The sequence below is a fragment of the Arthrobacter sp. AL12 genome, assembly GCF_029960645.1.
GTDB lineage: Bacteria > Actinomycetota > Actinomycetes > Actinomycetales > Micrococcaceae > Arthrobacter.
Genome location: NZ_JASBQY010000012.1, coordinates 40478 through 67058, shown reverse-complemented (window position 1 = coordinate 67058; position 26581 = coordinate 40478). Strand labels below are relative to the sequence as shown.

At 67.0% G+C, this 26581-nt stretch carries 19 protein-coding genes and 2 pseudogenes; 11 read left to right on the top strand and 10 right to left on the bottom strand.

Annotated features, from left to right (window positions below; translation table 11 throughout):
* The first annotated feature begins 135 nt into the window (after positions 1 to 135).
* Positions 136 to 2496, top strand: coding sequence for a hypothetical protein (locus tag QK291_RS13485; RefSeq protein WP_348994576.1), 2361 nt, complete (start codon positions 136 to 138; stop codon positions 2494 to 2496).
* A 174-nt stretch (positions 2497 to 2670) separates the two neighbouring features.
* Here QK291_RS13485 and QK291_RS13480 read toward each other — a convergent pair whose 3' ends face one another.
* The 4 genes from QK291_RS13480 to QK291_RS13465 all read right to left on the bottom strand — a co-directional run bounded on the left by QK291_RS13480 (position 2671) and on the right by QK291_RS13465 (position 9224).
* Positions 2671 to 6237 carry a hypothetical protein gene (locus tag QK291_RS13480; RefSeq protein ID WP_282382701.1) on the bottom strand — a complete coding sequence of 1189 codons (3567 nt, stop codon included), beginning with the start codon at positions 6235 to 6237 and terminating at the stop codon, positions 2671 to 2673.
* An 89-nt stretch (positions 6238 to 6326) separates the two neighbouring features.
* Positions 6327 to 6788: a hypothetical protein gene (locus QK291_RS13475; protein ID WP_282382700.1), complete on the bottom strand. Its 462-nt coding sequence runs from the start codon at positions 6786 to 6788 to the stop codon at positions 6327 to 6329.
* 1075 nt (positions 6789 to 7863) lie between these two features.
* Complete coding sequence (locus QK291_RS13470; RefSeq protein WP_282382699.1) at positions 7864 to 8112, bottom strand: CDGSH iron-sulfur domain-containing protein; 249 nt, start codon at positions 8110 to 8112, stop codon at positions 7864 to 7866.
* A 41-nt stretch (positions 8113 to 8153) separates the two neighbouring features.
* Complete coding sequence (locus QK291_RS13465) at positions 8154 to 9224, bottom strand: iron-containing redox enzyme family protein (protein WP_282382697.1); 1071 nt, start codon at positions 9222 to 9224, stop codon at positions 8154 to 8156.
* Positions 9225 to 9559: 335 nt separating this feature from the next.
* Here QK291_RS13465 and QK291_RS13460 point away from each other — a divergent pair, with 335 nt between their 5' ends.
* Together QK291_RS13460 and QK291_RS13455 are read left to right on the top strand one after the other, a co-directional pair.
* Complete coding sequence (locus QK291_RS13460) at positions 9560 to 9763, top strand: hypothetical protein (RefSeq protein ID WP_282382696.1); 204 nt, start codon at positions 9560 to 9562, stop codon at positions 9761 to 9763.
* Entirely contained in the window at positions 9763 to 10320 is a 558-nt protein-coding gene (locus tag QK291_RS13455; protein WP_282382810.1) for a DUF998 domain-containing protein, read from the top strand. Before QK291_RS13460 ends, QK291_RS13455 begins: the two co-directional genes overlap by 1 nt.
* A 36-nt stretch (positions 10321 to 10356) precedes the next feature.
* Here QK291_RS13455 and QK291_RS13450 read toward each other — a convergent pair.
* A pseudogene (locus tag QK291_RS13450) lies at positions 10357 to 12042 on the bottom strand (hypothetical protein).
* Positions 12043 to 12374: 332 nt separating this feature from the next.
* Between QK291_RS13450 and QK291_RS13445 the strand changes: the two are divergent.
* Positions 12375 to 12734 (top strand): annotated as a pseudogene (locus QK291_RS13445) (deaminase); the annotation flags it as partial.
* 521 nt (positions 12735 to 13255) lie between these two features.
* Here the strand turns inward: QK291_RS13445 and QK291_RS13440 are convergent.
* Entirely contained in the window at positions 13256 to 15235 is a 1980-nt protein-coding gene (locus tag QK291_RS13440) for an FAD-binding monooxygenase (protein WP_282382694.1), read from the bottom strand.
* A 270-nt stretch (positions 15236 to 15505) separates the two neighbouring features.
* Between QK291_RS13440 and QK291_RS13435 the strand changes: the two genes are divergently transcribed.
* The 6 genes from QK291_RS13435 (at position 15506) to QK291_RS13410 (ending at position 22119) form a co-directional block, all read left to right on the top strand.
* A complete protein-coding gene (locus QK291_RS13435) occupies positions 15506 to 17038 on the top strand; it encodes a fumarylacetoacetate hydrolase family protein (protein ID WP_282382691.1) in 1533 nt (510 codons plus the stop codon).
* Positions 17031 to 17711, top strand: coding sequence for a GntR family transcriptional regulator (locus QK291_RS13430; protein ID WP_282382690.1), 681 nt, complete (start codon positions 17031 to 17033; stop codon positions 17709 to 17711). Before QK291_RS13435 ends, QK291_RS13430 begins: the two co-directional genes overlap by 8 nt.
* A gap of 74 nt (positions 17712 to 17785) precedes the next feature.
* On the top strand, positions 17786 to 19300 hold the full coding sequence (hpaE, locus tag QK291_RS13425) for a 5-carboxymethyl-2-hydroxymuconate semialdehyde dehydrogenase (protein WP_282382689.1): 1515 nt from the start codon (positions 17786 to 17788) through the stop codon (positions 19298 to 19300).
* Between the two features lie 130 nt (positions 19301 to 19430).
* Complete coding sequence (gene hpaD, locus QK291_RS13420) at positions 19431 to 20516, top strand: 3,4-dihydroxyphenylacetate 2,3-dioxygenase (protein ID WP_282382688.1); 1086 nt, start codon at positions 19431 to 19433, stop codon at positions 20514 to 20516.
* A gap of 2 nt (positions 20517 to 20518) precedes the next feature.
* Positions 20519 to 21304 (top strand): 2-oxo-hept-4-ene-1,7-dioate hydratase, encoded by a 786-nt coding sequence (hpaH, locus tag QK291_RS13415; RefSeq protein ID WP_282382686.1) that lies wholly within the window; start codon positions 20519 to 20521, stop codon positions 21302 to 21304.
* Complete coding sequence (locus QK291_RS13410) at positions 21289 to 22119, top strand: HpcH/HpaI aldolase/citrate lyase family protein (RefSeq protein WP_282382684.1); 831 nt, start codon at positions 21289 to 21291, stop codon at positions 22117 to 22119. The genes hpaH and QK291_RS13410 overlap by 16 nt, the downstream gene beginning before the upstream one ends.
* Positions 22120 to 22173: 54 nt before the next feature.
* Here the strand turns inward: QK291_RS13410 and QK291_RS13405 are convergent, their stop codons facing one another.
* From QK291_RS13405 to QK291_RS13390, 4 genes are all read right to left on the bottom strand, one after another.
* Entirely contained in the window at positions 22174 to 22743 is a 570-nt protein-coding gene (locus tag QK291_RS13405; RefSeq protein ID WP_282382683.1) for a GNAT family protein, read from the bottom strand.
* A gap of 414 nt (positions 22744 to 23157) precedes the next feature.
* Positions 23158 to 23790, bottom strand: coding sequence for a hypothetical protein (locus tag QK291_RS13400; RefSeq protein ID WP_282382681.1), 633 nt, complete (start codon positions 23788 to 23790; stop codon positions 23158 to 23160).
* A gap of 20 nt (positions 23791 to 23810) precedes the next feature.
* Complete coding sequence (locus QK291_RS13395; protein ID WP_282382680.1) at positions 23811 to 24551, bottom strand: hypothetical protein; 741 nt, start codon at positions 24549 to 24551, stop codon at positions 23811 to 23813.
* A 364-nt stretch (positions 24552 to 24915) separates the two neighbouring features.
* Positions 24916 to 26088, bottom strand: a complete 1173-nt coding sequence (locus QK291_RS13390; protein WP_282382678.1) for an acetate kinase — start codon at positions 26086 to 26088, stop codon at positions 24916 to 24918.
* A gap of 209 nt (positions 26089 to 26297) precedes the next feature.
* On the opposite strand from QK291_RS13390, the gene QK291_RS13385 reads away from it, so the two are divergent.
* On the top strand, positions 26298 to 26576 hold the full coding sequence (locus QK291_RS13385; RefSeq protein WP_282382677.1) for a hypothetical protein: 279 nt from the start codon (positions 26298 to 26300) through the stop codon (positions 26574 to 26576).
* The last annotated feature ends 5 nt before the right edge of the window (positions 26577 to 26581 follow it).

Below are 26581 nucleotides of genomic sequence, written 5' to 3'. Positions count from 1 at the left end.
AGTTCACCGCACGGCGGGCCGTCCAACACGGACGGCCCGCCGGCCTTTTCCGCGCCGGCTCCTTCTGCAGCGGCTGCGTCGGCGCCGGCTTCACCTGCGCCGGCTGTGTCCCCGGTGGCCGCGCCTGCTCCTTCTGTGCCCGCAGCCGCTACCGGCACCCTGCCGGTTCCTGTCCGGGCCGACGGCGTCCAGCTGCTCGGCGAAACCCAGGGCTCCGGCTACCGCGAGGCACCGTCCCTGGTCCGCCGTGCCGACGGCCAGACGCTGCAGCTCACCCGGCTGCTCTACCTGGTCCTTGAGGCGATCGACGGCGCCCGCGGCGCGGAGGAAATCGCCAGCCACGCCAGCGCCGGGTTCGGCCGGCTGGTCAGCGCCGACAACGTCCGGACGCTGATCGACTCCCAGCTGCTGCCCCTGGGCCTGCTGCGGCTCGCCGACGGCTCCCAGCCCGAGGTCCGCAAGGCGGACCCGCTGCTCGGGATGAAGTTCCGCTATACCGTCACCGACCCGGAGCGCACCCGCCGGATCACGGCCCCCTTCGCCGCGCTCTTCAACCCGCTGATCGTGGTCCTCGTGACCGGCGCCTTCCTCGCCGCCTGCTGGTGGGTGTTCATGGTCAAGGGCCTGGCCTCCGCCACGCACGAGGCCTTTGCCAACCCGGGCCTGGTGCTGCTGATCCTCGCCGTGACCGTGCTCTCCGCCGGGTTCCACGAGTTCGGGCACGCGGCGGCCGCGCGCCGCGGCGGCGCCACCCCGGGGGCCATGGGCACCGGCCTGTACCTGATCTGGCCCGCGTTCTTCACCGACGTCACCGATTCCTACCGGCTGGGCCGCGCCGGCCGCATCCGGACCGACCTCGGCGGGCTGTACTTCAACGCGATCGTCGCCGTCGCCATCATGGGCATCTGGTGGGCCACCGGTTTCGACGCGCTGCTGCTCGTCGTCACCCAGGTGCTGCAGATGGTCCGGCAGCTGCTGCCGCTGGTCCGCTTCGACGGGTACCACATCCTCGCCGACGCCACCGGAGTCCCGGACCTGTTCCAGAGGATCAAGCCCACCCTGCTGGGTCTGCTGCCGTGGCGCCGGAAGGACCCGGAGGCGCAGCTCCTCAAGCCGTGGGCCCGGGCCGTGGTCACCGCCTGGGTGCTCATCACCGTCCCGCTGCTGCTCTTCAGCCTGGTCCTGATGGTGCTGTCCCTCCCCCGGCTCCTCGGCACCGCGTGGGACAGCGGGCAGAAGCAGTACGCCATGTTCAACAGCGCCCTGGCCGGCGGGGACATCCTCGACGCCGCCGTGCGGATCCTGGCGATCGCCGCCGTCGCGCTTCCCGTCGTCGGGATCTTCTACATCCTGTTCCGGCTGGGAAAGCAACTGATCACCGCCCTGTGGCAGAAGACCCGCGGCAAGGCGCTTCAGCGCGGGACCTCCCTCGCCGTGATCGCCGCCGTGACGGCCGGCCTCGCCTGGGCCTGGTGGCCCGGCGGCGAAAGCTACCGGCCCGTCCAGTCCTACGAGCGAGGCACCCTGGCCGACGCCACCACCGCTATCTTCCCGCCCGGTGCCACCACCGGGCTGCGGGAGGGCCGAGCCGGCCGGACCGTGGCGCTCTGGCCCGCCGGTGCGGAGAAGCCCACCCGGGAGGACCCGCAGCTAAGCATGGTCCTGGTCCCGCGTGGTCCCGGCACCGCCGGAGCCACGGCTCCGGCCTGGGTGTTCCCCTTCGACCAGCCGGCCGCGCCGGAGGAGGACGGCAACCAGTCACTCGCGGTCAACACCACGGACGGATCCGTGGTTTATGACGTCGCCTTCGCGCTGGTCTGGGCCGACGACGGCGAGGACGTCACCACCCGCAACGAGGCCTACGCCTTCGCCAGCTGCGCGGACTGCGCCGCCGTCGCGGTCGGCTTCCAGGTGGTGCTGATCGTGGGCCAGACCGACGTGATCGTCCCGGAGAACCTCTCCGCGGCCGCGAACTACAACTGCGTACGGTGCCTGACCTACGCCCTGGCCAGCCAGCTGGTCCTGACCCTGGACGGGCCGCTGAGCGCCGACGGCATGACCCGGCTCAACGAGCTCTGGCAGCAGATCGCCGAATACGGCCGGACCCTGGAGGATGTGCCGCTCTCGGAGATCCAGGGGCGCCTTGACGCCTTTAAGGTCCAGATCATGGAGGTCATCAGGTCCGACCCCAGCGCCACGCCGCGGGGCTCATCCGGCCCGGCTCCCGCCACTCCGGGCAGTTCGCCGGGGGCGAGCACGAGTGCGAGCCCGGGCGCTAGCCCTTCGGCCACGCCGGGCACTCCGGGCGCCACACCGGGGGCGACTCCGGGCGCTCCCGGGACCGCGCCGGCGCCCGGCGGGACCGCCCCCACCGCGACTTCCACGGCTACAGCGCCCGCGGGAACCCAGCCCACGGAATCCGGGGGAACAGCCACCGCACCGGCTCCCGGCCCGACGTCGGCCGCTCCAACGGCCACCGCCCCGCCGGCGCCGTAGGCACCGAACGTAGTAAGAGGCAGTGCCGCGGAGGCCGCGGAGAACGCCCCTGCCATTCTCCCGTTCGCATCTCGCCCCGAATGTCGCCGGACGTCGTCAGCACTCTTCAGAAGAGCAGGCTGACAGCCAAATACCACTGCGTCTTCCGCGCCATTTAGCGCAGCGATCAACAGTTTAGGTGATGTTGAAGAGTGAGCTCACTGCGGCGGTGAGGGTGCCGGATGTTGCTGTCAGGGTGACTGTTCCCGGTTTGCTGATTTTGCAGCCGGTAAAGGCGGCCACACCCGAGGCGGCGGTTTTGGGGTTGGCTGTGCAGGTCAGGACGGGGCTTCCTTGCTGTTGGGTGATGGCCAGGGTGACGGTGGCCCCGCTGGTGGTGACGGTGTTTCCGCCGGCGTCCTGGACGGTTACCACGGGCTGGGTGGCGAACACACTGTTCGCTGCGGCGCCGGAAGGCTGCGTGGTGAAAACGAGTTTGGCGGCCGGGCCGGCGGTGATGGTGAAGCTGGAGCTGGCGGCTACGGTGAGGGTGCCGGAGGCCGCGGTCAAGGTGTAGGTGCCGGTTTTGTCGATATTGCATCCGGCGAACGAGGCCACTCCGGCGACCGCGGTTCTGGGGTTTGTTGTGCAGGTCAGGGTCGCGCCCGCGGGCGTGGTGATGCTCAGGGTAACGGATGCGGTGCTCGTGGTTGTATTGCCGCCGGCATCCTGGATAGTCACGAAGGGTTGGGTGCCGAAGGCGCTCCCGCCGGTGGAGCCCGATGGGCTGGTGCTGAAGGCGAGTTTGGTGGCCGGCCCGGCAGTGATGGTAAAGCTGGCACTCACGGCGGAGGTCAGCCCGCTGGAGGTTGCGGTCAGGGTGTAGGTGCCCGGCTTGTCGATACTGCAGCCGGCATAGACAGCTACGCCCGAGACGGCGGGTTTGGGGTTCGCCGTGCAGACCAGGACCGCTCCTGCGGGAGTGGTGATGCTGAGGGTGACGGCTGCGGTGCTGGTGGTGATGGTGTTGCCGCCGGCGTCCTGGACGGCCGCCACGGGTTGGGTGGCGAAGACAGTGTTGTACACGGTGTTGGACGAATTGGTGGTGAATCCGAGTTTGGACGCCGGGCCGATGGTGATGGTGAAGCTGGTGCTGACGGCGGCGGTGAGGGAGCCGGAGGTCGCGGTCAGGGTATAGGTGCCGGGTTTGTCGATGTTGCAGCCGGCAAAGGTGGCCACGCCGGAGACGGCGTTTTTGGGGTTCGCCGTGCAGCTCAGGACCGCGCCTGACGGGGAGCCTGTGATGCTCAGCGTGACGGATGCGGTGCTGGAGGTGGTGTTGCCGCCGGCGTCCTGGATGGTCACCACGGGCTGGGTGGGGAAAGAGACGCCACCGGTGGACCCGGACGGGCTGGTGGTAACGGCGAGCTTGGTGGCCGTGCCGCCGGTGATGGTGAAGCTGGCGCTGACGGCGGCGGTGAGGGTTCCGGAGGTTGCTGTCAGGGTCCGCGTTCCGGTCTTGCTGATCTTGCAGCCCGCGAAGCCGGCCACGCCCGAGACGGCATATTGGGGGTTGGTGGTGCAGGTCAGGTTCGCCCCGCCGGCGGGTGCCGTGATTTTCAAGGTGACCGGGGCGGTGCTGGCGGAGATGGTGTTGCCGCCGGCATCCTGGACGGCCACTACAGGCTGGGTAGCGAAGACCGCGTTGACGGCGGCGGCGGTAGGGGAAGTGGTGAAAGCGAGTTTGGCGGCCGGCCCGGTGCTGATAGTGATGCTGGTACTGACGGCGCCGGCAAGGGAGCCGGAGGTCGCGGTCAGGGTGTAGGTTCCGGGTTTGTTGATGCCGCAGCCGGAGAGCGCGGCCACACCCGAGATGGTTGTCAGGGGGTTAGTGGTGCAGGCCAGGGTCGCGCCGGCCGGGGTGGTGATGCTCAGGGTGATGGCCGCGGTGCTGGTGGTAATGGTGTTGCCGCCGGCGTCCTGGATGGCGACGACGGGCTGGGCGGGGAAGGGGATGCCGCCGGTGGAGTTGGTGGGGTTGGTGGTGAAGCCAAGTTTCGTGGGGGTTCCCAGCGAGACGGTGAAGTTCAGGCTGGCCGTCGTGTAACCGGCACCGGAGGCGGTCAGAGTATAAGTTCCGGCTTTGTTGATGCCGCAGCCGGAGAAAGCGGCGACACCGGCGGTCGCGGTGACGGGGTTGGCCGCGCAGGTCAGGACGGCCCCAGACGGGGAGCCGGTGATACTCAGGGTGAGGGCCGCGGTGCTGGTAGTGGTATTGCCGCCGGCGTCCTGGACGGCCACCACGGGTTGGGCCCCGAAAGGGACACCGGCTGTGGATGCGGACGGCTGTGTGGTGAAGCCGAGCTGGGTGGCGGCGCCGGCGGCGACGGTGGTGGTGCTGCTGATCGTGAAAATGAGGCCGGCTGACGTGGCGTTCAGGGTGTACGTGCCGGTCCTATTGATGCTGCAGCCGGCAAAGGCGGCAACACCGGCGACGGCGGCGACGGCAGTCGAGGCGCAGCTCAGCACGGCGCCGGAGGAGCCGGTGAGTGTCAGGTCAACGGTGGCCGTGGACATGGTGACGGTGTTACCGCCCGCATCCTGGATGCTGACGGACGGCTGGGTGCCGAACGGTACGCTGCCGGTTGAGCCGGACGGCTGCGTGGTGAATCCCAGTTTGGCGGCCGGTCCGGTGGTGATGGTGAAGCTGGTGCTGGTCGTGGTGAAACCGGCCCCGGCGGCGGTCAGGGTATAGGTACCGGTCTTGTTGATGCTGCAGCCGGTGAATGCCGCGTTCCCGGCCGAGGCCGGCAACGGGTTCGAGATGCACCCTAGGGTGGCGCCGGCCGGAGATCCGGTGATGCTCAGCGTGATGGGGCTGGTGTTGGTGGTCACGGTGCGTCTGGAGCTGTCCTGGACGGCCACGACCGGCTGGGTGGCGAAGGCGGTACCGCCGGTGGCGTTCGGCGGCGAGGTGGTGAAGGCGAGTTGGGCGGCGGGACCGGCGACGGTGAACGTCGTGCTGACGGCGATGGTCAGTGGCGCGGAAGCCGCCGTCAGCGTGTAGCTGCCGGCGCCGGTGACGGTACAGCCGGAGAAGGTGGCCACCCCATTCGAGGTCGTTGCGGACTGGCAACCGGTCAGGGTGCCTCCGGAGACGGTGAGGGTGACAGAAGTGGGTGGCTGTGCGGTGACGATACTGCCGTTGACGTCGGTGATTGCCACGACGGGCTGGGTCGGGAGTGCGACGCCGGTCGAGGAGTTGGCGGGCTGGGTGAGGAAGGCGAGCTTCGTTGCCGTGCCGGGCGGAGTCACCCCGACGGCGCTGCTCAGTGCGGTGGAAGCGGTCCAGGTGCGGTACACCGAGGTGGCGGTGTACCGGTAGGTGCCGGCAGGCACGGTGAGGTCATCGCAGGATGCACCGGCCGTCGTGGCCGTTTTGCTGGTGCCGCAGGCGGCGGCGGTCGCGCCGTCGCTGGTCCGGGTGCGGGTGATGAAGTAGCCGGTGGGCTTGGGTGTTCCGGTGGCCGCGGTCCAGCTCAGATGCACCGTTCCGGTGCTCGTTGCCGGGACCGTGAGGTTTGTGGGGGGCTGTACTGTGCCCAGGCTGGCGGAGCCTGCGCCGGAAACTGGGCCGGTGGAGTACGGCCATGCCGTACCGGCCCCTGGTGCCAGTAGGGCCGCGAGGGCAAGGGTGATGACCACCACGGCACGCTGTGCGCGGTGGAGCACTCCCGCGTCACCTGCGTCGACGAAAAGCACGACAGTCCTTCATTAGTTCCCGGCGGTCCTGACCTGCCGGGCGGCCGCCGGCGGACAGGTCCCATGGGACCTGTCCGCTGCGGAACCTGTTAGTTGGACGAGAGCGTCAGTGTGATCGTGGCGCCCTTGCAGGCGTCCTGGTTGATGGCGGTGTCGGTGAAGGTCAGCGTTCCGGTACCGGCGAGGGCAAAGGCCGTGGCCCCGGCCGGAACGGTCGTGTCGGACAGAACGTTGGCGATGGTGAAGTCCGCCGGCAGGCACAACGGGGCACTCGTGCTGACCACATGACTGATGGTCCCGACCCGCAGGCTCGAGGTTCCTGGGTTCGCCGCCGTGTAGGTCACCGCGGTACTGGCACCGGGGGTGAGCCCTGGTGCGAACGTGGCGGTCAGGACAACTGTTCCGTTGGACTGGGCGTTGGTCGAGGCGCCCGTTCCGGCGCCCGTGGTGCTCCAGAACGCGTACGCGCCGCCGCCAATGATCAGGAAGGCCGCTGTGAGGGCCGCCGTTGTTTTCTTGCTGAACTTCTTCTTTGCCACGATATTTGCCACGGTTTTCCCGTCAGGTTGAGACCCAGAGTGTGGGGCAAAAAGACGTCGAGAGCGCCGCTTTCAAGGTCGGTGGTCCTGATGGGCTTCTTGCCCGTTTCCCAAAGATTTTGGGGGGACACAAGGTGAAGATACCACTCTTTGTTTCAGAAGTGACCAACGGGTCAAATGTGAACGAAGTCCAGTCTCATCCACTTCCGCCCGGGGGGCATGACGGTAGCTCGTTCGACCTCCGCCGACGCGCCCAAGAACGGGAAGTAGCTGCGCGTCGACGTATCCTTTCATAGGAACTGAGACGCAGTGCCTCTCGATCAGAAGCCACTTTCGAGATTGCCGCTTCAGAGATTCTTCAAAGACTTAACACTGCAGCATCGAGCGATCACAGAACGCCCCCACGGAGCGCCGAACTCCGCAGCTATGAGAACCCTTGTAGCGGCCCCCTGCGTCATTGCGGCAGGCCGGCGGCGGCACCACGAGCCACGGCATCGCCGTCGAGCCCGGTTGCCTCATTACATATTCGTAATGACGCTGGAATGATTACGAAAAGGTAATCAGGCTGGTCCTATTACGAATAGCTCATCAGGAGGGTCCTTGCACGGGGTCATGAAATCTTCAACGACCAGTTCTTTGCGGTCATGGAGAAGCTCGGCATCGAGCTGAGCGTCCGGGACTGCGCCGACCGTGCTTGAATACTAGGACGTCCATCTCTACGGCACGGTCATCGGCCCCGCACGTCCACACCGGAGGCCGCAACCGCGTTCTTCGGCGGACTGCTGCCCGGGGGCTCCGGCCGGTCGCGACGGCGGCACCCACCCGTCCATTCACCAAAGTTGGCCGCTTTGCGACCTCTCATAGCGGCCAACTTTGCCCCCGGCGCCAAGAAACCCACCGGCAGCAGCGGCGACTGGCGCGTCCGCACCGGCGACTACCGGATCATCTAAGAGATCCGGGACGCACAGCTCATCGTCCTGGTCGTAGCCATGGGCCACCGTCGGGACGTCTACCAGCACTAGGGGGCACGGGATCCGCCCGGCCCGAACCATCCGCCGGGCAGCAGCGGTCAGCCGGGCAGCGCCGATTACGGAGCTACCTTGTTCCCAGGCTTGCCTGGTATTTCGGTCCGGAAGCCGATCAGCTTGTGGGTGCCGTCGCAGTAGGGTTTGATCGCGGAGGCACCGCAGCGGCACAGGGCGACGGTTTTGCGCTGCCGTGGCACCGGTTCCCCGGACGGCGTGACGATCTCGAAGTCGCCGCGCACCAGGATCGGTCCGTCGGGGCAGACGACGATGAAATTCTCGGTGGACGGTTCAGGTGGGTTCTGGTTCATCGGTGCTCAATGTCTGGGTTTGAAGGGCCGGGGTTTTTGGGTCACACCGCGGCGGGCACGGCCGCGCGCAGGGAGGACTCGCCGTCGTCCCAGGCCCCCATGATGTGCAAGGTGAGGCGGTCGTCGATGGCCATCACCGCCGTGGCGCCAAACAGGACGTCCGGGAAGAGCTCCGGCTCCGACTCCACGAGCCCGCCGGCAAGGTCCCTGCCCGCGATCTGTTCATGGACGGCGTCCGCCTCGACGTGCTCGTCGAAGTACGCGGTCACATCGGCGCCGAAGCCGAGGCGCCGGAATCCGTTGCCGTACAGCTGGTTGGGCCGGGATGAGGTCATCTCGTAGATCGCCAGGTGCCCGGCAACAGCCCCGCGGAGCCGGCGGTTCAGCCCGAAGAGGGACATCACGTTGACCGAGGCGAGGGAAACGGGCGGGACCGCGTCCGCGTAGGCGCCGTAGCGGTCGTCCAGCCCCAGCCCGCGCATGGTCCGGGCGAAGAGGGTGCTGTGCATACGGTCCGGGCGGCCGCCGCCGTACTCGTCGGCCTGGATTTCCACCAGCGCGGCCTTGGCCCGGCCGTGCAGCCGCGGGATCGCCCAGGTGTGCGGGTCGGCTTCCTTTAGCTGGTAGATCGACTTGTGGATCAGGAATTCGCGGAGCTGCTTAAGGGTCGCCTTTTTGGCGACGTGGCGGGACATGCCGGGTCCGCCGTCCTGGGCCGCGAGTCCGAACAGGATATCCGCCACCGCGTCACTGTCCAGGCCTGCGGCGGAATCGGGCTGGGCAGAATCCAGCTGGGCAGGGCCCTCGTACGGGAGTGCCGCATCCCGGAGCGTCCGCTCGAAGGGCTCCTCCAGCAGTTGCCGGAGCGCGATCAGGCCGGGGTTCCATTCCCAGCGGTCGGTCACGCCGTCGAGGCCTCCGTAATGCAGCTCGTACAGGCAGAAGAGCGTCAGCTGCACGTCGCCGTCCTCGATCACGTCTTCGATGTCTGGCAGCCGTGCCGCGGCGAGATCCTGCAAGGCGGCCTGCGCCGCGGGATCGTCTCCGGGGCTGCCGGCGAGAAGCCGGAAGAGCCCGGCACTGATGGGGCCGCGCACGTGAGGGATGGGCATACGTTGAGAAGTGGCCAAGGCTGGTTCGCTTCCTTGTGGTGCATTGTGTGCCGCCGCGTGGCTACAGCAGCCGGGCTTCGAAGCCGTGCACGCGGCATTGAAGCAGGATCCCGGGTGGCTGCGTCACCGCAGATCCGGGGATAGAGCGCTGCCGGAATGAAAATTCGGGGTTCCGAGGAAGCCCGCCCAAAGCAACTTGTCTACAATGTAGACTCTAAGCGTAGACTACGTGATAAGCAAACTGTCTTTAGTGCCGGTGCCCCTTGCCTCTAACCTCGTCCTGACGGCGGGAGTACGGTGACGTGGATGCGGTCCCGTTCGAAGGGCGGCAGGCCATGAATGTCTCCCGAGATCCCCGCCCGCTCACGGCTCGTGAGAACGCGGATGCTGCCGATACGGCCCTCCTGGCCGCCGGCATCCTCGCCGTTGCGATCTACGGCGTTGGGGACCTCGCCTCCGGCCTGCTGTACACCGGGTACAGCTTCAGGACCAGGCGATCAGCGAACTCAGCGCCTTCGGCTCACCCGTGCGGCCGCTGATGGTCACGGTCATCCTCGTTCACGCCCTGCTGATGACGGCCTTCGGTGCTGGGATCTGGCGAACGGCCGCCGATCGCAGGAGTCTCCGCTGGGCTGGCATATGTCTGGTTGCCACGGGCCTCATCGGGTTTCCGACTCATACGGTGTTCGCGATGAGCTCCCGGTGGCTCGCCAGCGGCTTCAACGATGTTATGCACATTGCGTTGACGTCGGTTTTCAGCTTCTTCGTCTCCGTGGCGATCGTGCTGTCCGCTGTCGCCTACCGGGGATGGTTCCGGTGGTATGCGATCGCCACGCTGCTGGTCATCGCAGGCTTCGGGGCCGCGGCATCGTCCGCCATCCAGGGCCTCGCCCAGAATGCGACGCCCTGGGCCGGCGGCTTCGAACGGATCAACGCCTACACATATTTCGCCTGGATTGTGGTGCTTGCCCTGGTCACAATGCGACGACCTTTTGCCGCTGCCCCAGGCCCGGCAGGTGCAGCCGGGCCCGGCGCACGGACCTTGGCTGACGCGCCGAACGCCCCCTCATCAGTCCCGCCCGGGAGCAGGTGTTGACGAAGGGGCGTTCCTCATCCGGTCAAACGATTAAGGTCATTTCTGTGCCGGCAGGACGTAGCGGCCGGTCTTGTCGGTGGCGAGGGCCAGCGACGAAATGTACTGCTTGGAACCATCAGCGGCGGGTTCGGCGGAGAGGAGCATGTCCGGCCGCTCAAATTCCATACCGGTAACGTGGCAGAGCAGCTTTGCGCCGGAGGGATTGCCGTCGTCGTCGAGCATTGGCAGGTCAATTCCGTCGTCGGTGCGCCGCAGATAGAACCGGCCGCCGGTCGCGACCGCCATAAGCGGCGTAGCGACGACGGCAATGGCGACGGCGAAGATCGGCGAGAACGGGGCGATCCCGGAACCGAACGCCCCGAAGAACATGGCTATTGAAATACCGGCCGAGAGTGTCAGCGAGACGACGCCGACAGGGTTCCAGTTGTAGAGCATGCCGCGGCGGAATTCAGGCTGCTTGGGCGAGAGCTTCAGGACGTATTTGTTGATGGCAATGTCTGTCGCGACGGTCACGATCCAGGCCATTCCGCAGTTCGCGTAGAAGCCCAGGATGGTGTTCAGGAACTCGAACATGTTGAGTTCCATGAGCGCGAGGGCGATCACCAAGTTGACGATGACGAAGACCAGCCGCCCCGGATAGGTCCTGGTGACTCGGGTGAAGGAGTTCGTCCAGGCCAGCGACCCGGAGTAGGCGTTCGTGACGTTGATCTTGATCTGCGAGATGACCACAAGGATCACGGCCAGGGCCAGTGCGAGCCAGCCCGGCATCATCTGCTCGTACACACCCAGGAACTGATGGACGGGTTCGTTGGCTGTGGCTGATGCCGCAGGATCCAGCGTGGCGATGAGGTAGACGGTGATGAAGAGCCCGACGGCCTGCTTGACGGCGCCGAACACCACCCAGCCGGGGCCGGCCAGGATGACGGCCCTCCACCAGGCCACCCGGTTCTCTGCGGTCTTGGGCGGCATGAAGCGCAGGTAATCGATTTGTTCGGCGATTTGGGCGATGAGCGAGAGGCAGACGCCGGCAGCGAGCATCACGGAGGCGAGGTTTGCGCCCGTGCCTGCCCCGTTCTCGCCCTCGTAGGCGAAGAACGTCCCGATGGAATCGGGGTTCGTGATCACCAGGTAGGCGAAGGGAATGACCATCAGGATGAGCCACAACGGGGTGGTCCAGACCTGCAGCTTCGAGAGCACTTTCATTCCTTAGACCACGAACGGGATGACGATCAGGGTCGATGCGGCGTAGCCGATGGGTTTCGGGACCCCGAGTCCGAGTTCCAGGCCCTGGGCCATGATGGACCCCTCAAGAGCGAAGAAGATGAACGTGAACGTCGCAAAAATGACGTTGGTGATGACGGACCCGTAGTAGCCAAAGCCGGAGCCCCGCGTGATGAGGTCCAGGTCCAGGTTGTAGCGGGCCGCGTAGTACGCGAGCGGAATACCGGTCACGAAGATGATGAGTGCGGCGACAGCGATGCCCAAGAGGGCATTTGTTGTTCCGTGGGCTATGCCGATGTTTGCCCCGATGGAGAAATCGGCAAGGTAGGCGATTCCTCCCAGTGCGCTGGTGGCCACGACCCCGGGGGCCCATTTGCGATACGAGCGTGGGGCGAACCTGAGCGTGTAATCTTCAAGGCTTTCCTTGGTTGCTGCGCGGGCATCGGTATCTGCCGGTGCCGGAAGTGTGGGGGCACTGGTGTGCTGCGTGTCCGTGGACATGGTCCGACCTTTCACGTGGGTGGAGCATCAGAAGGAAGCCGACGGAAGGACGACCATCTCAGCGGGTTCACCGGACCACCCAGGGCGCCCCGATCACCGCTGCAGGCCACACGCCAAATGACGGGCGGCCTGCGGCCCATCCTGCCAAGCCCATGTTTCGGATTCGTTCCCGCCAGCGAACATTCCTGTGTCGGTCCGGAGCCGGAGTGCTCGGACGCGCAGTGGGCGCGTGCCGGGACGTCGCTACCCGTTGCTTCGCAGCGGGTTCGTGTGCCAGCCTCGAAGTGATCCCGTCGCCGGGGCGACGACGGGCGACAGAGGAGGAGTACGGCATGGGACTCATCCATATCGACCTGTTCACCACGCTCGACGGCGTCGCCCAGGCGCCCGGCGGACCGGACGAGGACACTAACGGTGGTTTCGCATTTGGCGGCTGGCAGGCGCCTCTCATCGACGAGGTCGTCGGCGAGCAGGTCACCTTCGGGATGGCGGGGATGGACGCGCTACTGCTTGGGCGCCGGACCTACGACATTTTCTCCGGGTACTGGCCGCACGCAGACGGGGACATCGCGCGGCTTTTCAACCGCATCCCGAAATACGTGGCCTCGCGCCGGACACCGGCCCTCGAGTGGGCCGGCTCCACACTGCTTGGTCCTGAGGTCGTCGCCGCCGTGCGCGAACTGCGCGACCGGCCGTCGACCAGGCGGCCGGGGACCGGGCGGGCTTTCGACCCGCCGGGCTAGCTGCCTTCCCGCTGGCTCCGCGGGTTGTCCCAGGCCGTCTTTAGGCGTTGGGGGCTTTACTCAACGTCGGCCCCGCCCTGTGCGGCCACCGCAATTTTGCTACGCGTCCGGGCCGGCGATGCTCAGAAGACCCAGTGCTACGGAATACCCGTAGCGCAGAGCCGTATCCGTGCCACAGGACGTTTACCGCCGCCGAAGAGCTTGGACGAGCCTTTCGTGGGCTGGATTCGTCCCTACTTCCCGGGCGATGCCGCACCGGAGCAGAAATTCGCTGCGGTTCCGGGCAGGCGACGCGCAAACAGACAAGCGCTGCGGGGATCCCCGTAGCGCTGGTCCGGCCGCGCGTCATGGGACGTTTACCGCAGCGGAATTGGGCACGGAAAGGATCGCATGCGGCGTCCTGGGCGGAAAGCAGGCGCCGGCGTTGATGCACGCCGGCGCCTTTTCGTGGGCGGAGGGGTTTCCGGTGCCTACCCCACCTGGCCCAGGGACTCGGGGACGCGCTGGCCGGCCTGCAGCAGGGGTGCGAAGAACGCGCCGAGTTCCGCCGTTGCCGTCAGCGGCAGAACGTTCGCCACGTACTGGTCCGGGCGCACCACCACGACGACGCCGCCGCGGTCGAGACCGCGCAGCTCGAAGATGTCCGCCGACGGATCGGCGGCGTAGACCTTCTCGTAGTCGGTGAGCTGGAACGGACCCACCGAGGGCTTGAACACGGCCGGCACGGTGCCGATGTCGATGCTCGTGTGCTCCTGCTGGTAGATCACCTTCACGTCGAACCACGTGTCGCGGTCGGCGCCCTCGGGGGTTGCGGCGAGCGGGGAGTCCGGCGTGTTTGCGATCCATTCGGCGAAGTCGGCGAGGGGCGACGCCGAACCCGGCGTCCCGGCGTCGGGCGTTGCGGCTGCAGTGGCTGGCATCCCGGCGGTCCCGGCGGCGGCCGCGTTGGCGTCGGCGAAGACGTAGATGCGCCACCGGCCGTCCGCCGTGGCGTGGTGTCCGAGGTGCAACGGGTTGGTGTCGCAGACCCGCACCACGGGCGCGGACTTGAAGCGCTTGCCGACGGGGAAGCCGGTGGCCAGGTCCTGGTGGTCGGCCTCGGCGATGAGCATCGAGGGGGTGTACTGGGTCATGAACCCGGCCGGGAACTCCGCGGTGCTCACGTAGAAGTCCTCGAGCTCGGAGGGGCTGTTGAACTCCTCCGGCTTCTTCGCCATGAGCGTCGACCACTCCTTGTCGAAGTCGATGAGGTTCTTGGCGATGACCTGGCGCTCGGCCGAATAGGTGGACAGCAGGCTCTCCGGGCTGCGGCCCTCCAACACGTGCCCGAGCTTCCAGCCCAGGTTGAAGCCGTCCTGCATGGAGACGTTCATACCCTGGCCGGCCTTGGCGCTGTGCGTGTGGCAGGCGTCGCCGGTGATGAACACCCGCGGGGTGCGGGTGCCCTGCTGCTCCGGCAGAACGTCGTCGAACCGGTCGGTGAGGCGGTGCGCGACCTCGTACACGCTGTTCCAGGCGACGTTGCGAACGTCGAGCGTGTAGGGGTGCAGGATCTCGTTGGCCTGGGCCATGATCTGCTCGATGGTGGTGCTGCGCACGGCGCCCTTGTCCTCCTTGTCGACCTCGCCGAGATCGACGTACATGCGGAAGAGGTGGCCGCCCTCGCGCGGGATCAGCAGGATGCTGCCGCCGGTGCCGGACTGGATGGCGCACTTGGTGCGGATGTCGGGGAAGTCGGTGACGGCGAGGACGTCCATGACGCCCCAGGCGTGGTTGGCCGCATCGCCCGCGAGGGTGCAGCCGATCGAGTCCCGGACACGGCTCTTGGCGCCGTCCGCGCCGACGACGTACTTCGCCCGGACGGTGCGCTCCCGGCCGGCGTCGGGGCCTGCGGTGTGGACGAGGGTGACGGTGACGGGGTACTCCGCGCCGTCGTCGACCTCCAGGCTGCGGAACTCCAGGCCGTAGTCGGGGGCCATGCGGGTGGGCGCGTTGGCCATGAACTCGGCGAAGTAGTCCAGGACGCGGGCCTGGTTGACGATGAGGTGCGGGAACTCGCTGATGCCGGTGGTGTCGTCCTTGGCGCGGGCGGCGCGGACGATTTTGGCCGGGTCGGCGGGGTCCGGCTTCCAGAAGGCCATCTCGGTGATGCGGTACGCCTCGGCGGTGATCCGCTCGGCGAAGCCGAATGCCTGGAAGGTCTCGACGCTGCGGGCCTGGATACCGTCGGCCTGGCCGATGGGCAGGCGCCCGCCGCGGCGCTCCACGATCCTGGTGGTGATGCCCGGGAACTGGGACAGCTGCGCGGCGGCGACGATGCCCGCGGGGCCGGTGCCCACGATGAGCACGTCGACCTCGTCGGGGAGGTCTGCCGGCCGGTCGATGCCGACGCCGGCCGCGGGCTGGACTCGCGGGTCACCGGATACGTAACCGTGGTGGTGGAACTGCACGGGCTTTCCTCACTTCGTTGTGGGCACTGCGCGGAGTGGCTTCTGCCGGGTGGCACGTCGCCGGGTGGCTTCTTTCGCCGCCGTCGCCGCTGCGTGTTCGATAATAGAACGTGACGTTCAATAATAGAATTTTTGTCTTCTCCAAAACTGTACGCAGATATGACGTGGGTTACAAGCGCCCTCTGGATTCGCCGGAACCGGGGGTTGACGATCCGCGGTTCCTGGGCAATAGTCTTCGTATACGATTTCGTACTCGATGAGGAGTCATTCTTGGAACAGGTCACCGACCAAACCCTGGCAGCGGCCCGCAAGGTCATCGCGGTGCACATCAACTACCCCAGCCGGGCAGCCCAGCGCGGCCGCACTCCCGAACAGCCCTCGTACTTCCTGAAGCCCACCTCGTCCCTGGCCCTAGGCGGCTCGACCGTGGAGCGCCCGGCCGGCTGCGAGCTCCTCGGCTACGAGGGCGAAATTGCCCTGATCATCGGCAAGCCCGCCCGCCGCGTGGCCGTCAAGGACGCCTGGAGCCACGTCGAATGGGTCACCGCGTCCAACGACCTCGGCGTCTACGACCTGCGCTGGGCCGACAAGGGCTCCAACCTCCGGTCCAAGGGCGGCGACGGCTTCACCCCCGTGGGCCCTGGACTGATCGCCGCGGACGCCGTGGACCCCGCCGGCCTGCGGATCCGCACCTGGCACAACGGCGAGCTGGTCCAGGACGACACCACCGGGGACCTGCTCTTCCCCTTCGCCCGCCTGGTCGCCGACCTGTCCCAGCTGCTCACCCTCGAGGCGGGCGACATTATCCTCACCGGCACCCCCGCCGGCGCGTCGGTGGCCAAGCCGGGCGACGTCGTCGAGGTTGAGGTCAGTGCCGGCGAAAGCACCACCGGCCGGCTGGTCACCCTGGTGGCGGAGGGCACGACGCCGTTCGGTGACTTCGGCGCGCAGCCCCGGACCGATGACCTGCAGCGGGAGGAGGCCTACGGTTCCCGCGCGGCGGCCGGTCTTTCCGCCGCTGAGCATGTCCCGTCGGCGGAGGCACCGGCAACGGAGGCGCCGGCAACGGAGGCTCCGGCCGCCGCCGCCGTCGTGCCTGTCCTGACCCCGGAGCTGAAGGCGAAGCTGGAGAGTGTGTGCACGGCCACGCTGTCCTCGCAGCTGCGCAAGCGCGGCCTGAACAACGTCAGCATCGACGGGCTCAGCTCCACGCGGCCGGAGAGGCGGATCGTGGGCCTGGCCCGGACCCTGCGCTACGTGCCCAACCGCGAGGACCTCTTCAAGACCCACGGCGGCGGCTTCAACGCCCAGAAGAAGGCCATCGACTCCGTCAACGAGGGCGAGATCCTGGTCATGGAGGCCCGCGGCGAAAAGGGCACCGGCACCATCGGCGACATCCTGGCCCTCCGCGCGCAGGTCCGCGGCGCCGCCGCCATCATCACCGACGGCGGTGTCCGGGACTTCTCCGCCGTCGCGGCGATGGACATGCCCACCTACTACGCCAACCCGCACCCCGCCGTGCTCGGACGCCGGCACATCCCGTGGGACACGGACATCACGATCGCCTGCGGCGGCACCACCGTGCAGCCCGGGGACATCATCGTGGCCGACGCGGACGGGATCCTGGTGATCCCGCCGGCGCTGGCCGCGGAGCTCGCCGACGATTCCATCGCCCAGGAGCGCGAGGAGGCCTTCATCACCGAGATGGTGCAGCAGGGCCACAGCGTGGACGGCCTCTACCCCTTGAACGCCGAGTGGCGCGCCCGCTACGTGAACTGGGAAGCCGGCAAAGCCAATGAATGACACCGCCAGCGCCAGCGCCAGCAAGTCCGAGCAGGCCTACGCCGCCGTCAAGGCCCGGATCGTCGACGGCTCCTACTCCCCCGGCTACCGGCTGGTGCTCGCGAAGATCGCCGAGGACCTGGGTGTCAGTGTGGTGCCGGTCCGCGAAGCCATCCGCCGGCTCGAAGCGGAGGGCCTGGTGAAGTTCGAACGGAACGTCGGAGCCACCGTCGCAGGCATCGACCCCACCGAATACCTCTACACGATGCAGACCCTCAGCATCGTCGAGGGCGCCGCCACGGCCCTGTCCGCTCCCCTGATCGGGCCGGCTGACGTGGCCCGGGCCCGGGCCGTCAACGCCGAGATGCGCGAATGCCTGGAACACTTCGACCCGGTCCGGTTCACCCGGCTGAACCAGGACTTCCACAGCATCCTGTTCGAGCACTGCCCCAACCCGCACATCCTGGACCTGGTCCACCGGGGCTGGAACCGGCTGGCGTCGCTGCGGTCCTCCACGTTCCGCTTTGTCCCCCGCCGCGCCCACGAATCGGTGGACGAACACGAGGCCCTGCTCCGGCTCATCGAGTCCGCCGCCGACGCCGACGTGATTGAAAAGGCCGCCCGCCTGCACCGCTCCGCCACCCTGGACGCCTACCTCGCCCAGAGCAACGCGGGGTCAGTCAGCGCCCATTAAGGGCCCCGCATGGGCCGCAAGTGTCCCCGCGTTGCACTTGGTAGCGCCGCAATATCAGTTCAGTAAGGAAAACAATGACGTTCACTGCCCCTGAGACCGCCACCCACTACGTTCCGCAGGACCTGACCACGCACATCCAGCACTACATCAACGGCGAATTCGTCGACTCGGTCAGCGGCCAGACCTTCGATGTGCTGGATCCGGTCTCCAACACCACCTACGCCACCGCCGCGGCCGGCCAGAAAGAGGACATCGACCTCGCCGTCGCCGCCGCCCGCGAGGCGTTCACCACCGGCCCCTGGCCGAAGATGAAGCCGCGGGAACGCGCCCGCATCCTGAACAAGATCGCCGACGCCGTCGAGGCCCAGGAGGCACGCCTCGCCGAGCTCGAAACCTTCGACACCGGCCTGCCGATCACCCAGGCCAAGGGCCAGGCGCTCCGGGCGGCTGAGAACTTCCGCTTCTTCGCGGACCTCATTGTGGCCCAGTTCGACGACGCCATGAAGGTCCCCGGTTCCCAGATCAACTACGTGAACCGCAAGCCGATCGGCGTCGCGGGCCTGATCACCCCTTGGAACACCCCGTTCATGCTGGAGTCCTGGAAGCTCGCCCCGGCGCTGGCGACCGGCAACACCGTGGTGCTCAAGCCGGCCGAATTCACCCCGCTCTCGGCATCGCTGTGGGCGCAGATCTTCAAGGACGCCGGCCTGCCGGACGGGGTTTTCAACCTGGTCAACGGTCTCGGCGAGGAGGCCGGCGACGCGCTCGTGAAGCACCCGGACGTGCCGCTGATCTCCTTCACCGGCGAGACCACCACCGGGCAGACGATTTTCCGCAACGCCGCGGAGAACCTCAAAGGCCTGTCCATGGAGCTGGGCGGCAAGTCACCGTGCGTCGTGTTCGCCGACGCCGACCTCGATGCCGCGATCGACTCGGCCCTGTTCGGGGTCTTCTCGCTCAACGGCGAGCGCTGCACCGCCGGGTCCCGGATCCTGGTGGAGCGCGCCGTGTACGAGGACTTCTGCAACAAGTACGCCGCCCGGGCCAAAAACATCGTCGTCGGGGACCCGCACGACCCGAAGACCGAGGTCGGCGCCCTGGTCCACCCGGAACACTACGCCAAGGTGGCCCGGTACGTGGAGATCGGCAAGACCGAGGGCCGGCTGCTCGCCGGCGGCGGCCGCCCGGAGCACTTGCCGGAGGGCAACTACATCGCGCCCACCGTGTTCGCCGACGTCGCCCCCGACGCGCGGATCTTCCAGGAGGAGATCTTCGGCCCCGTCGTCGCGATCACCCCGTTCGACAGCGACGAGGAAGCCCTCGCCCTGGCGAACAACACGAAGTACGGGCTCGCCGCCTACATCTGGACCCAGAACCTCACCCGGGCGCACAACTTCTCGCAGAACGTCGAGGCCGGCATGGTCTGGCTCAACAGCCACAACGTCCGGGACCTGCGCACCCCGTTCGGCGGGGTCAAGGCATCCGGCCTCGGACACGAGGGCGGCTACCGCTCCATCGATTTCTACACCGACCAGCAGGCCGTGCACATCACGCTCGGCACCGTGCACACCCCCAAATTCGGCGCCTGAGCCCGATGCGCTATCACTTACGGCCCCTTCGAGGCCCTGAAAGCAACCACAGCTGATAGCGCAACCGGGGTAACCGGCCCGCCGTCGTCGTACCTCAACCACTGCCCCTCCTCAACGAAGAGAGAACACCATGAGCAACGTCATCCCCAAGCCCTCGGTCCCCGCCCCCGATATTGTCCGCTGCGCCTACATGGAGATTGTGGTCACCGACCTGGCGAAGTCCCGCGCGTTCTACGTGGACCTGCTCGGCCTGCACGTGACCGAGGAGGACGAGAACAACATCTACCTGCGCTCCCTGGAGGAGTTCATCCACCACAACCTGGTGCTGCGCAAGGGACCCATCGCCGCCGTCGCCGCGTTCGCGTACCGGGTGAAGTCCCCGGCCGAGGTCGACGCCGCGGAAGCCTACTACAAGGAACTCGGCTGCCGCACCGAACGCCGCAAGGGCGGTTTCACCAAGGGCATCGGCGACTCCGTCCGCGTCGAGGACCCGCTGGGCTTCCCCTACGAGTTCTTCTACGACGTGGAGCACGTCGAACGCCTCACCCAGCGCTACGACCTGTACTCCGCCGGTGAACTGGTCCGGCTGGACCACTTCAACCAGGTCACCCCGGACGTCCCGCGCGGCCGGAAGTACCTCGAGGACCTGGGCTTCCGGGTCTCCGAGGACATCCAGGATTCCGACGGCGTCACCTACGCGGTCTGGATGCACCGCAAGCAGACCGTGCACGACACCGCGCTGACCGGCGGCAACGGCCCGCGCATGCACCACGTCGCGTTCGCCACGCACGAGAAGCACAACATCATCCAGATCTGCGACAAGATGGGCGCCCTGCGCATCTCGGACCGGATCGAACGCGGCCCCGGACGGCACGGTGTGTCCAACGCCTTCTACCTCTACATCCTGGACCCCGACGGCCACCGCATCGAGATCTACACCCAGGACTACTACACCGGGGACCCGGACAACCCGGTCATCACCTGGGATGTCCACGACAACCAGCGCCGCGACTGGTGGGGCAACCCCGTCGTCCCCTCCTGGTACACCGAGGCCTCCCTGGTCCTGGACCTCGACGGTAACCCGCAGCCCGTCGTCGTCCGCGAGGAAAAGTCCGAGATGGCCGTGACCGTGGGCGCCGACGGGTTCTCCTACACCCGCAAGGACGGGTCCTCCGACGGCGGCCGGACCGGGTTCAAGCTCGGGGCGCAGCTGTAGCCATGCTGGATGCCCAGACGATTGAGGCCATCGCCGATGAGCTGCTGGAGGCCGGCCGGACCCGGACCCCGGTTCCGCTGCTGACCGCACGTTACCCGGGGATGACGGTCGAGGACTCCTACGCCGTGCAGCAGCTGTGGCGGCGCCGGAACGAGGACGCCGGGCGGAAGCTGGTGGGCCGCAAGATCGGCCTCACCTCCAAGGCCATGCAGGCCGCCACCGGCATCACCGAACCGGACTACGGCGCCATCTTCGATGACATGGTGCTGGAGACGGGCTGCTCGGTGGCCTGGGACCAGTACAGCCATCCCCGGGTGGAGGTGGAGCTGGCGTTCGTGCTGAAGAAGGACCTCGCCGGCCCCGGCTGCACCATCTTCGACGTCCTGAACGCCACGGACTACGTCGTTCCGGCCCTGGAGATCCTCGACTCCCGGATTGAAATGGAGGGCCGGACCATCGTGGACACCATCTCGGACAACGCCGCGATGGGGGCCATGGTGATCGGCGGGAACCCGGTCCGCCCGGATGCCGTGGACCTGCGCTGGGTCTCGGCCATCCTCTACAAGAACCAGACCGTGGAGGAAACCGGCGTCGCCGCCGGGGTCCTGGACCACCCCGCCAACGGCGTCCACTGGCTGGCCAACAAGATCGCCGCCCACGGGGACGGCATGAAGGCCGGGGACATCATCCTCGCCGGCTCCTTCACCCGGCCCCTCTGGGTGTACAAGGGCGATACCGTCCACGCCGACTACGGACCCCTGGGGGTTGTCACATGCCGCTTCGAATAGAACTTGCCCGTACCTTCCGGGACGCCCTGGCCAACCAAACCGGCGCTGCGGGCCGTCCGCTGGCCGGGATGTGGGTCTGCTCCGGCAGCCCCCTGGTGGCCGAACTCTGCGCCGGCTCCGGCCTGGACTGGCTGCTGGTCGACGCCGAACACAGCCCCAACGGGCTCGAATCCATCCTGGCCCAGTTGCAGGCCGTCAACGGCTACCCGGTCCATGTTTTGGTGCGGCCGCCGGTGAACGACACCGTGGTGATCAAGCAGTACCTGGACCTGGGCGTGCAGAACCTGCTGATTCCCATGGTGAATTCGGCGGCCGAGGCGGAGGCCGCCGTGGCCGCCACCCGGTATCCGCCCGAAGGCGTGCGGGGCGTCGGGTCCGCTCTGGCGCGCGCCGCACGCTGGAACCGGGTTCCCGATTACCTTGCCCGGGCCTCCGAGACCATCAGCCTCACGGTGCAGATCGAGTCGGTCGCAGCCGTCTCCGTCGTGGAGAACATCCTGGCGGTCGACGGCGTGGACGGCATCTTCCTCGGCCCCTCCGACCTCGCGGCCTCCATGGGGCTGCTGGGCCAGCAGGAACATCCCGAGGTGCGCGCCGCCGTCGAACACTGCCTGGCCGCCGCCGCCGCGGCCGGCAAACCCGCCGGGGTAAACGCCTTCAACCCTGCTACCGCGCACGACTACCTGGCAGCGGGGGCCTCGTTTGTGCTGGTGGGCGCGGATGTGGCGCTGCTGGCCCGCGGCTCCGAGGCGCTCGCCGCCGCGTTCGTCCGGCCCGATGGCGGGGACGGCAGGGACGCGCCGGCCAGCTACTGACTCGCCCCTGCAGTCATCTGACGCATGTGGCCGCTATGGGAACCCGGCCGTGTCCTACGCGGGGTGCCGGGACGTCCATTCGTGCTCGAGCGTGGCGTAGACGACTTCTGTGGCCCACTGGCCCTTGTAGTGCCATTTGTCCACCTGGGTGGATTCCCGCCGCATGCCGAGGCGTTCGCACAGCGCCGCCGAGGCCGTGTTCAGGGCATCGAGCTTGGCGTCGATCCGGTGGAAGTGCAACACCTCGAAGCCCAGCTTCAGCAGGGCCTCGGCGGCCTCCGTCGCGATGCCCTTGCCCCGGGCTTCCGGCGCGAGGCTCCAGCCGATCTCGGCCTGGCCGCAGCCAGGCAGCCATTTCAGCACCACCTCGCCGAGCAGGCCGGGTTTATCCGCGGCCTCGATGGCCAGGCAGATCCAGTCGCCCTCGTTCTGAAAGACGAAGTTGGCGTACTTTCCCACGGACTCCATGGACTTCGTGTAGCTCTTCGCTTCCCCGGGCAGGAACCGGGCGGTCTCGGGCAGCGAATGGTAGGCGTGGTACGCCTCCAGATCCCCGGCCACAAAGCGGCGCAGCACCAGCCGTTCGGTCCGGATCGGAAGCGGGAGGGGCTTAGGTTCCGTCATGCCCCCAACGCTACCCATCGATTGCTCCACAGGCGCCCTTTTGACACCCAAAAGGGCAGTTACGGAGCAACGGATGGGAGGTGTCATTTTCAGGAGTCGCCTGCACTGATGTCAGAAGTCGTCTGCATTGCGATTGTGTGTCCGAATGGGGGATCATCCTCGTACCCTGCCCCGAATGCGGATGAATAGGGCAGCGAGTATCGCCCCGAAGAAGGAGACCGTGAGGATGGCCAAGATCGCCAATGCCGGATTCGTCCACGGCGGCACCAGGTCGCCGGCGAAGACACCTTGGACCGCAACGAGGAGAAAAGACGACAGTGCAGTCAGTTTCAGCCAGAATTCGGCCGGTTTGATTGCCCATTGTCAGTCCCCCATCACTACAGGCCGAGTCTATGGTCCGCTATCCGCCAAGCTTCACGCAGTGGCCCGCCGCAGCGTCTCGCCGGGAATCACCTGAGAGCTTGAGAAGTGCACCCAGTCATCGGTCCGGCCCTCATCGAAAAGGCGGCGTGCCGTCATCTGGCACTCCTGCATGTCTCGTCGTGTGCCGCGCGGGTCGTAGCCGACGGCACCACCCAGAAGAGTTGAATTCACCAGACGGGTCAGGCCAGGCGCGGTCATCACCTCGTACATGGTGTGTCCGCGCAGGAAGGGCCACTTGCCAGTTGGGACCTCGACCAGGCGAAGGTAGGTGTATCCATGGGCGAACATGGTGTTCCCCATCTGCTGGAGCAGCGACAATGACTCATCAGCGCCAAGTGCGAAGTCGGTCATTTTCTGCAGCAGGTCCTGATACTGCTGGCTAAGCACCCTATCCACCGACCCGTCCGTCTTCTGCAGGTACCTGTCGCCGAGTCCACCAGCACCTCCCTGGAGAGTAAGGCGAACCCATGCACGGATTTCCTCAACATCTTCGGCTGCAGGATTGGATAGAAGATACTTCGCCCGTGCCTCATAGTTCTCGGCCACCTGCGGCTGACGGATGATTCGAAGCAGCCCGGAAAACGTCAGCATATCGAGGGCCAGCGAATTTACGTCCGTCGTCATCTCCGACTCCATTTCAGGTGTTATGCGCTGAGGCGCAGGTCGAATGCAATCTCTGCCGTGTCCCACTCCGGACCGAGTGACGCTGCGGTCGGATTCTTCAAGAACTCTTTCAGCGCCTCATCAACGGTCCCAATGTCGCTGACATAGCGGGAGGGAATAGAGCCTTCGATTCGTCCGATCGGGACCTCTACCGATCTGTCCCCTGCTTGCCCGTGGCTTTGCAGGACCGCCCATGAGAAATCATTTTCCGCGTCATGGTTGCGGTGGCACACCAGCTTCGATGGCGGGCTTCCGGCGACTTCGAAACGGGCGGGACCATGTTCCACTACCAAGCGGTGGTGGCGTTCCCCGTCCAAAATATCCAGCTCCTGCTTGGCAACCTTGCGAGCCTCAGTCAGGGTATCGATTCCCCGCCCGTTTACAGTCCACGTGGCTTTCATCTCGGACTTTTTACCCACGAGCCTCCAGGCAACACCGAACTGGGCCCCTGCAAGATAGCCGCCCATCCAAATGAGTCCGGGTTGCCCCAGCAGCATGCCGACGATAACGAACGATACAAGGAACAGGAAGTTCAGCCACTTCCAGGGCAAACCGAAGCGGAATACATAGGTGCTGAGAGCCAGCCCTGCAAGAAGCGGCCCGATGTCCGCTGACACCGACGAGTTCACGCCAAACAGCATGAGGGCCACAGTTCCGGCCAGCACTACCGCACCGAAGATGGAGTAAGACCAGATCTCATTCCGGGTATTCTTCCCCGCCATGCTCAACCCTTTTCCTAGCCCTGATGGTATTTCCCACTCATCGCCCAATCTACTTGGCACTCCAACTCGGACCCCCAAGCCAGGGTGTAAGGCGAGCCCATGTTCTTGAAAACGAAGGATTTCAAGAACAGGTTGATTTGAGAATCGTGGTGTTCGCAGCGAGCTGTTGCAAACGGGCATCATTCTGCGGAAAAACCGCCGTTGGGACGATGTCCAAGAGGGTGGCCCATCGATTGCTCCACAGGCGCCCTTTTGACCCCCCAAAAGGGCGGTTACGGAGCAACCGATGAGAGGGGGCACCATCGATTGCTCCACAGGCGCCCTTTTGACCCCCCAAAAGGGCGGTTACGGAGCAATGGATGGGTTATGGAGCAACCGATGCGGGGTGGCTGACGACGGCGGCCGTGGCCTCGGCGATCGCTCGCTCCTCGTCGGTGGGGACCACGAGGACCGGGATGGCCGAGGAGGATGTGGAGATCACGCGGGGTTCCCTGGATCGCCGGCGGTTCAGGCCGGCGTCGAGCAGCACGCCCAGGGCGCCCAGCCGTTCCGCCACGAGCGCGCGGAACTGGTGCGAGTTCTCCCCGATCCCGGCCGTGAAGACCAGGGCCTTGGCCCCGCCGACCGCCACGTGGTAGCCGCCGATGTACTTCGCGAGCCGGTAGGAGGCGACGGCGAGTGCCATGGCCGCCTTCGCGTTGCCGGCTTCCGCGGCCTCCACCACGGAGCGCATGTCGTTGTTGCCGGCCAGGCCCTTAAGCCCGGACTGGCGGTTGAGCATGGCATCGAGGTCCTCCGGGGACCAGCCGGCCCGGCCGAGGAAGACGAGGATGGACGGGTCCAGGTCCCCGGAGCGGGTGCCCATCACCAGGCCCTCCAGCGGGGTGAAGCCCATCGAGGTGTCCACGGACTCGCCGCCGCGGATCGCCGTGACCGAGGCGCCGTTGCCCAGGTGGGCGATGACGGCGTCGAACTCCTCCAGCGGGACATCCAGCAGCGCCGCCGCCCGGTGCGCGACGTATTCGTGCGAGGTGCCGTGGAAGCCGTAGCGGCGGATCCCGTGGTTCGCGTAGAGCTCCGCCGGCACCGCGTAGCGCCAGGCGTGCTCGGGCAGGGTGCGGTGGAAGGCGGTGTCGAACACGGCGACCTGCGGCATGTCCGGCCACTTCTTGGAGATCGCGCGGATCCCGAGCACGTTCGCCGGGTTGTGCAGCGGCGCCAGCGGGTTGAGCCGCTCGATGGCGCGGGTGATCTCGTTGTTGATCAGGACCGGCTCGGCGAAGCGCTCCCCGCCGTGCACCACGCGGTGCCCGACGGCGTCGAGCACCCGGTTGCCCAGGGCGGTATGGATCTCGGCGTCCACCTGTTCCAGCGCCTCGGCGTGGTCGCGCGGGCCCTCGATCTCGCCGTTGCCCTCGCCGCCGGCGCCCATGCCGATCTTCTCCACGAGCCCTTCGGCGAGCACACTGCCGGCCTCGACGTCGCGGACCTGGTACTTGAGCGAGGACGAGCCTGAGTTGATAACGAGCACGAGCATGGGGCCTCCTACGCCTTGGCTGCTGCGCTGACCCCCGAGGGCGCGCCGGGACGGGCAACACGGAGGAACCTGGCGGGGCGCTCCGTGGGACCCACTATAAATTGCCGGACTATCTTTTGCCGCAGCGGCGAGCGCAGCCATTCGTTGCGTAAGCCGCGGCGGGCGCCTAGAGTCGGCGGAGCAACTTGACCACTCACGAAGGGACTTCCATGACTGACGACACAACGCAGCCCGAGGCCACACAGCCTGTCAGCGCCGAGCCGGAGGGCACGGAGCCGGACAGCGGGTCCGGCAAGACGGATCCGACCGGCGTCGAGGGCGCGAACCCGGCCCTGGACGACACCGGGGACCTCAAGGCCGCCGAGACCGGAGAAGCCCCCGAGGCCCCGGAGAACCTGGAGGACCTGGACCTCACGCCGTCGGGCCTGGCCGATGAGCCCGCCAAGCAGGAAGACCCCGACAGCACGGCGGAGCCGGAAAACAGCTGACCCGG

Coding starts and splice junctions, on each gene's coding strand:
- QK291_RS13470 (WP_282382699.1), bottom strand. CDS start 8,112: ATGAACCAGAACCCACCTGAACCGTCCACCGAGAATTTCATCGTCGTC.
- QK291_RS13465 (WP_282382697.1), bottom strand. CDS start 9,224: ATGCCCATCCCTCACGTGCGCGGCCCCATCAGTGCCGGGCTCTTCCGG.
- QK291_RS13460 (WP_282382696.1), top strand. CDS start 9,560: ATGAATGTCTCCCGAGATCCCCGCCCGCTCACGGCTCGTGAGAACGCG.
- QK291_RS13455 (WP_282382810.1), top strand. CDS start 9,763: ATGGTCACGGTCATCCTCGTTCACGCCCTGCTGATGACGGCCTTCGGT.
- QK291_RS13430 (WP_282382690.1), top strand. CDS start 17,031: ATGAATGACACCGCCAGCGCCAGCGCCAGCAAGTCCGAGCAGGCCTAC.
- hpaE (WP_282382689.1), top strand. CDS start 17,786: ATGACGTTCACTGCCCCTGAGACCGCCACCCACTACGTTCCGCAGGAC.
- hpaD (WP_282382688.1), top strand. CDS start 19,431: ATGAGCAACGTCATCCCCAAGCCCTCGGTCCCCGCCCCCGATATTGTC.
- hpaH (WP_282382686.1), top strand. CDS start 20,519: ATGCTGGATGCCCAGACGATTGAGGCCATCGCCGATGAGCTGCTGGAG.
- QK291_RS13410 (WP_282382684.1), top strand. CDS start 21,289: ATGCCGCTTCGAATAGAACTTGCCCGTACCTTCCGGGACGCCCTGGCC.
- QK291_RS13405 (WP_282382683.1), bottom strand. CDS start 22,743: ATGACGGAACCTAAGCCCCTCCCGCTTCCGATCCGGACCGAACGGCTG.
- QK291_RS13400 (WP_282382681.1), bottom strand. CDS start 23,790: ATGACGACGGACGTAAATTCGCTGGCCCTCGATATGCTGACGTTTTCC.
- QK291_RS13395 (WP_282382680.1), bottom strand. CDS start 24,551: ATGGCGGGGAAGAATACCCGGAATGAGATCTGGTCTTACTCCATCTTC.
- QK291_RS13390 (WP_282382678.1), bottom strand. CDS start 26,088: ATGCTCGTGCTCGTTATCAACTCAGGCTCGTCCTCGCTCAAGTACCAG.
- QK291_RS13385 (WP_282382677.1), top strand. CDS start 26,298: ATGACTGACGACACAACGCAGCCCGAGGCCACACAGCCTGTCAGCGCC.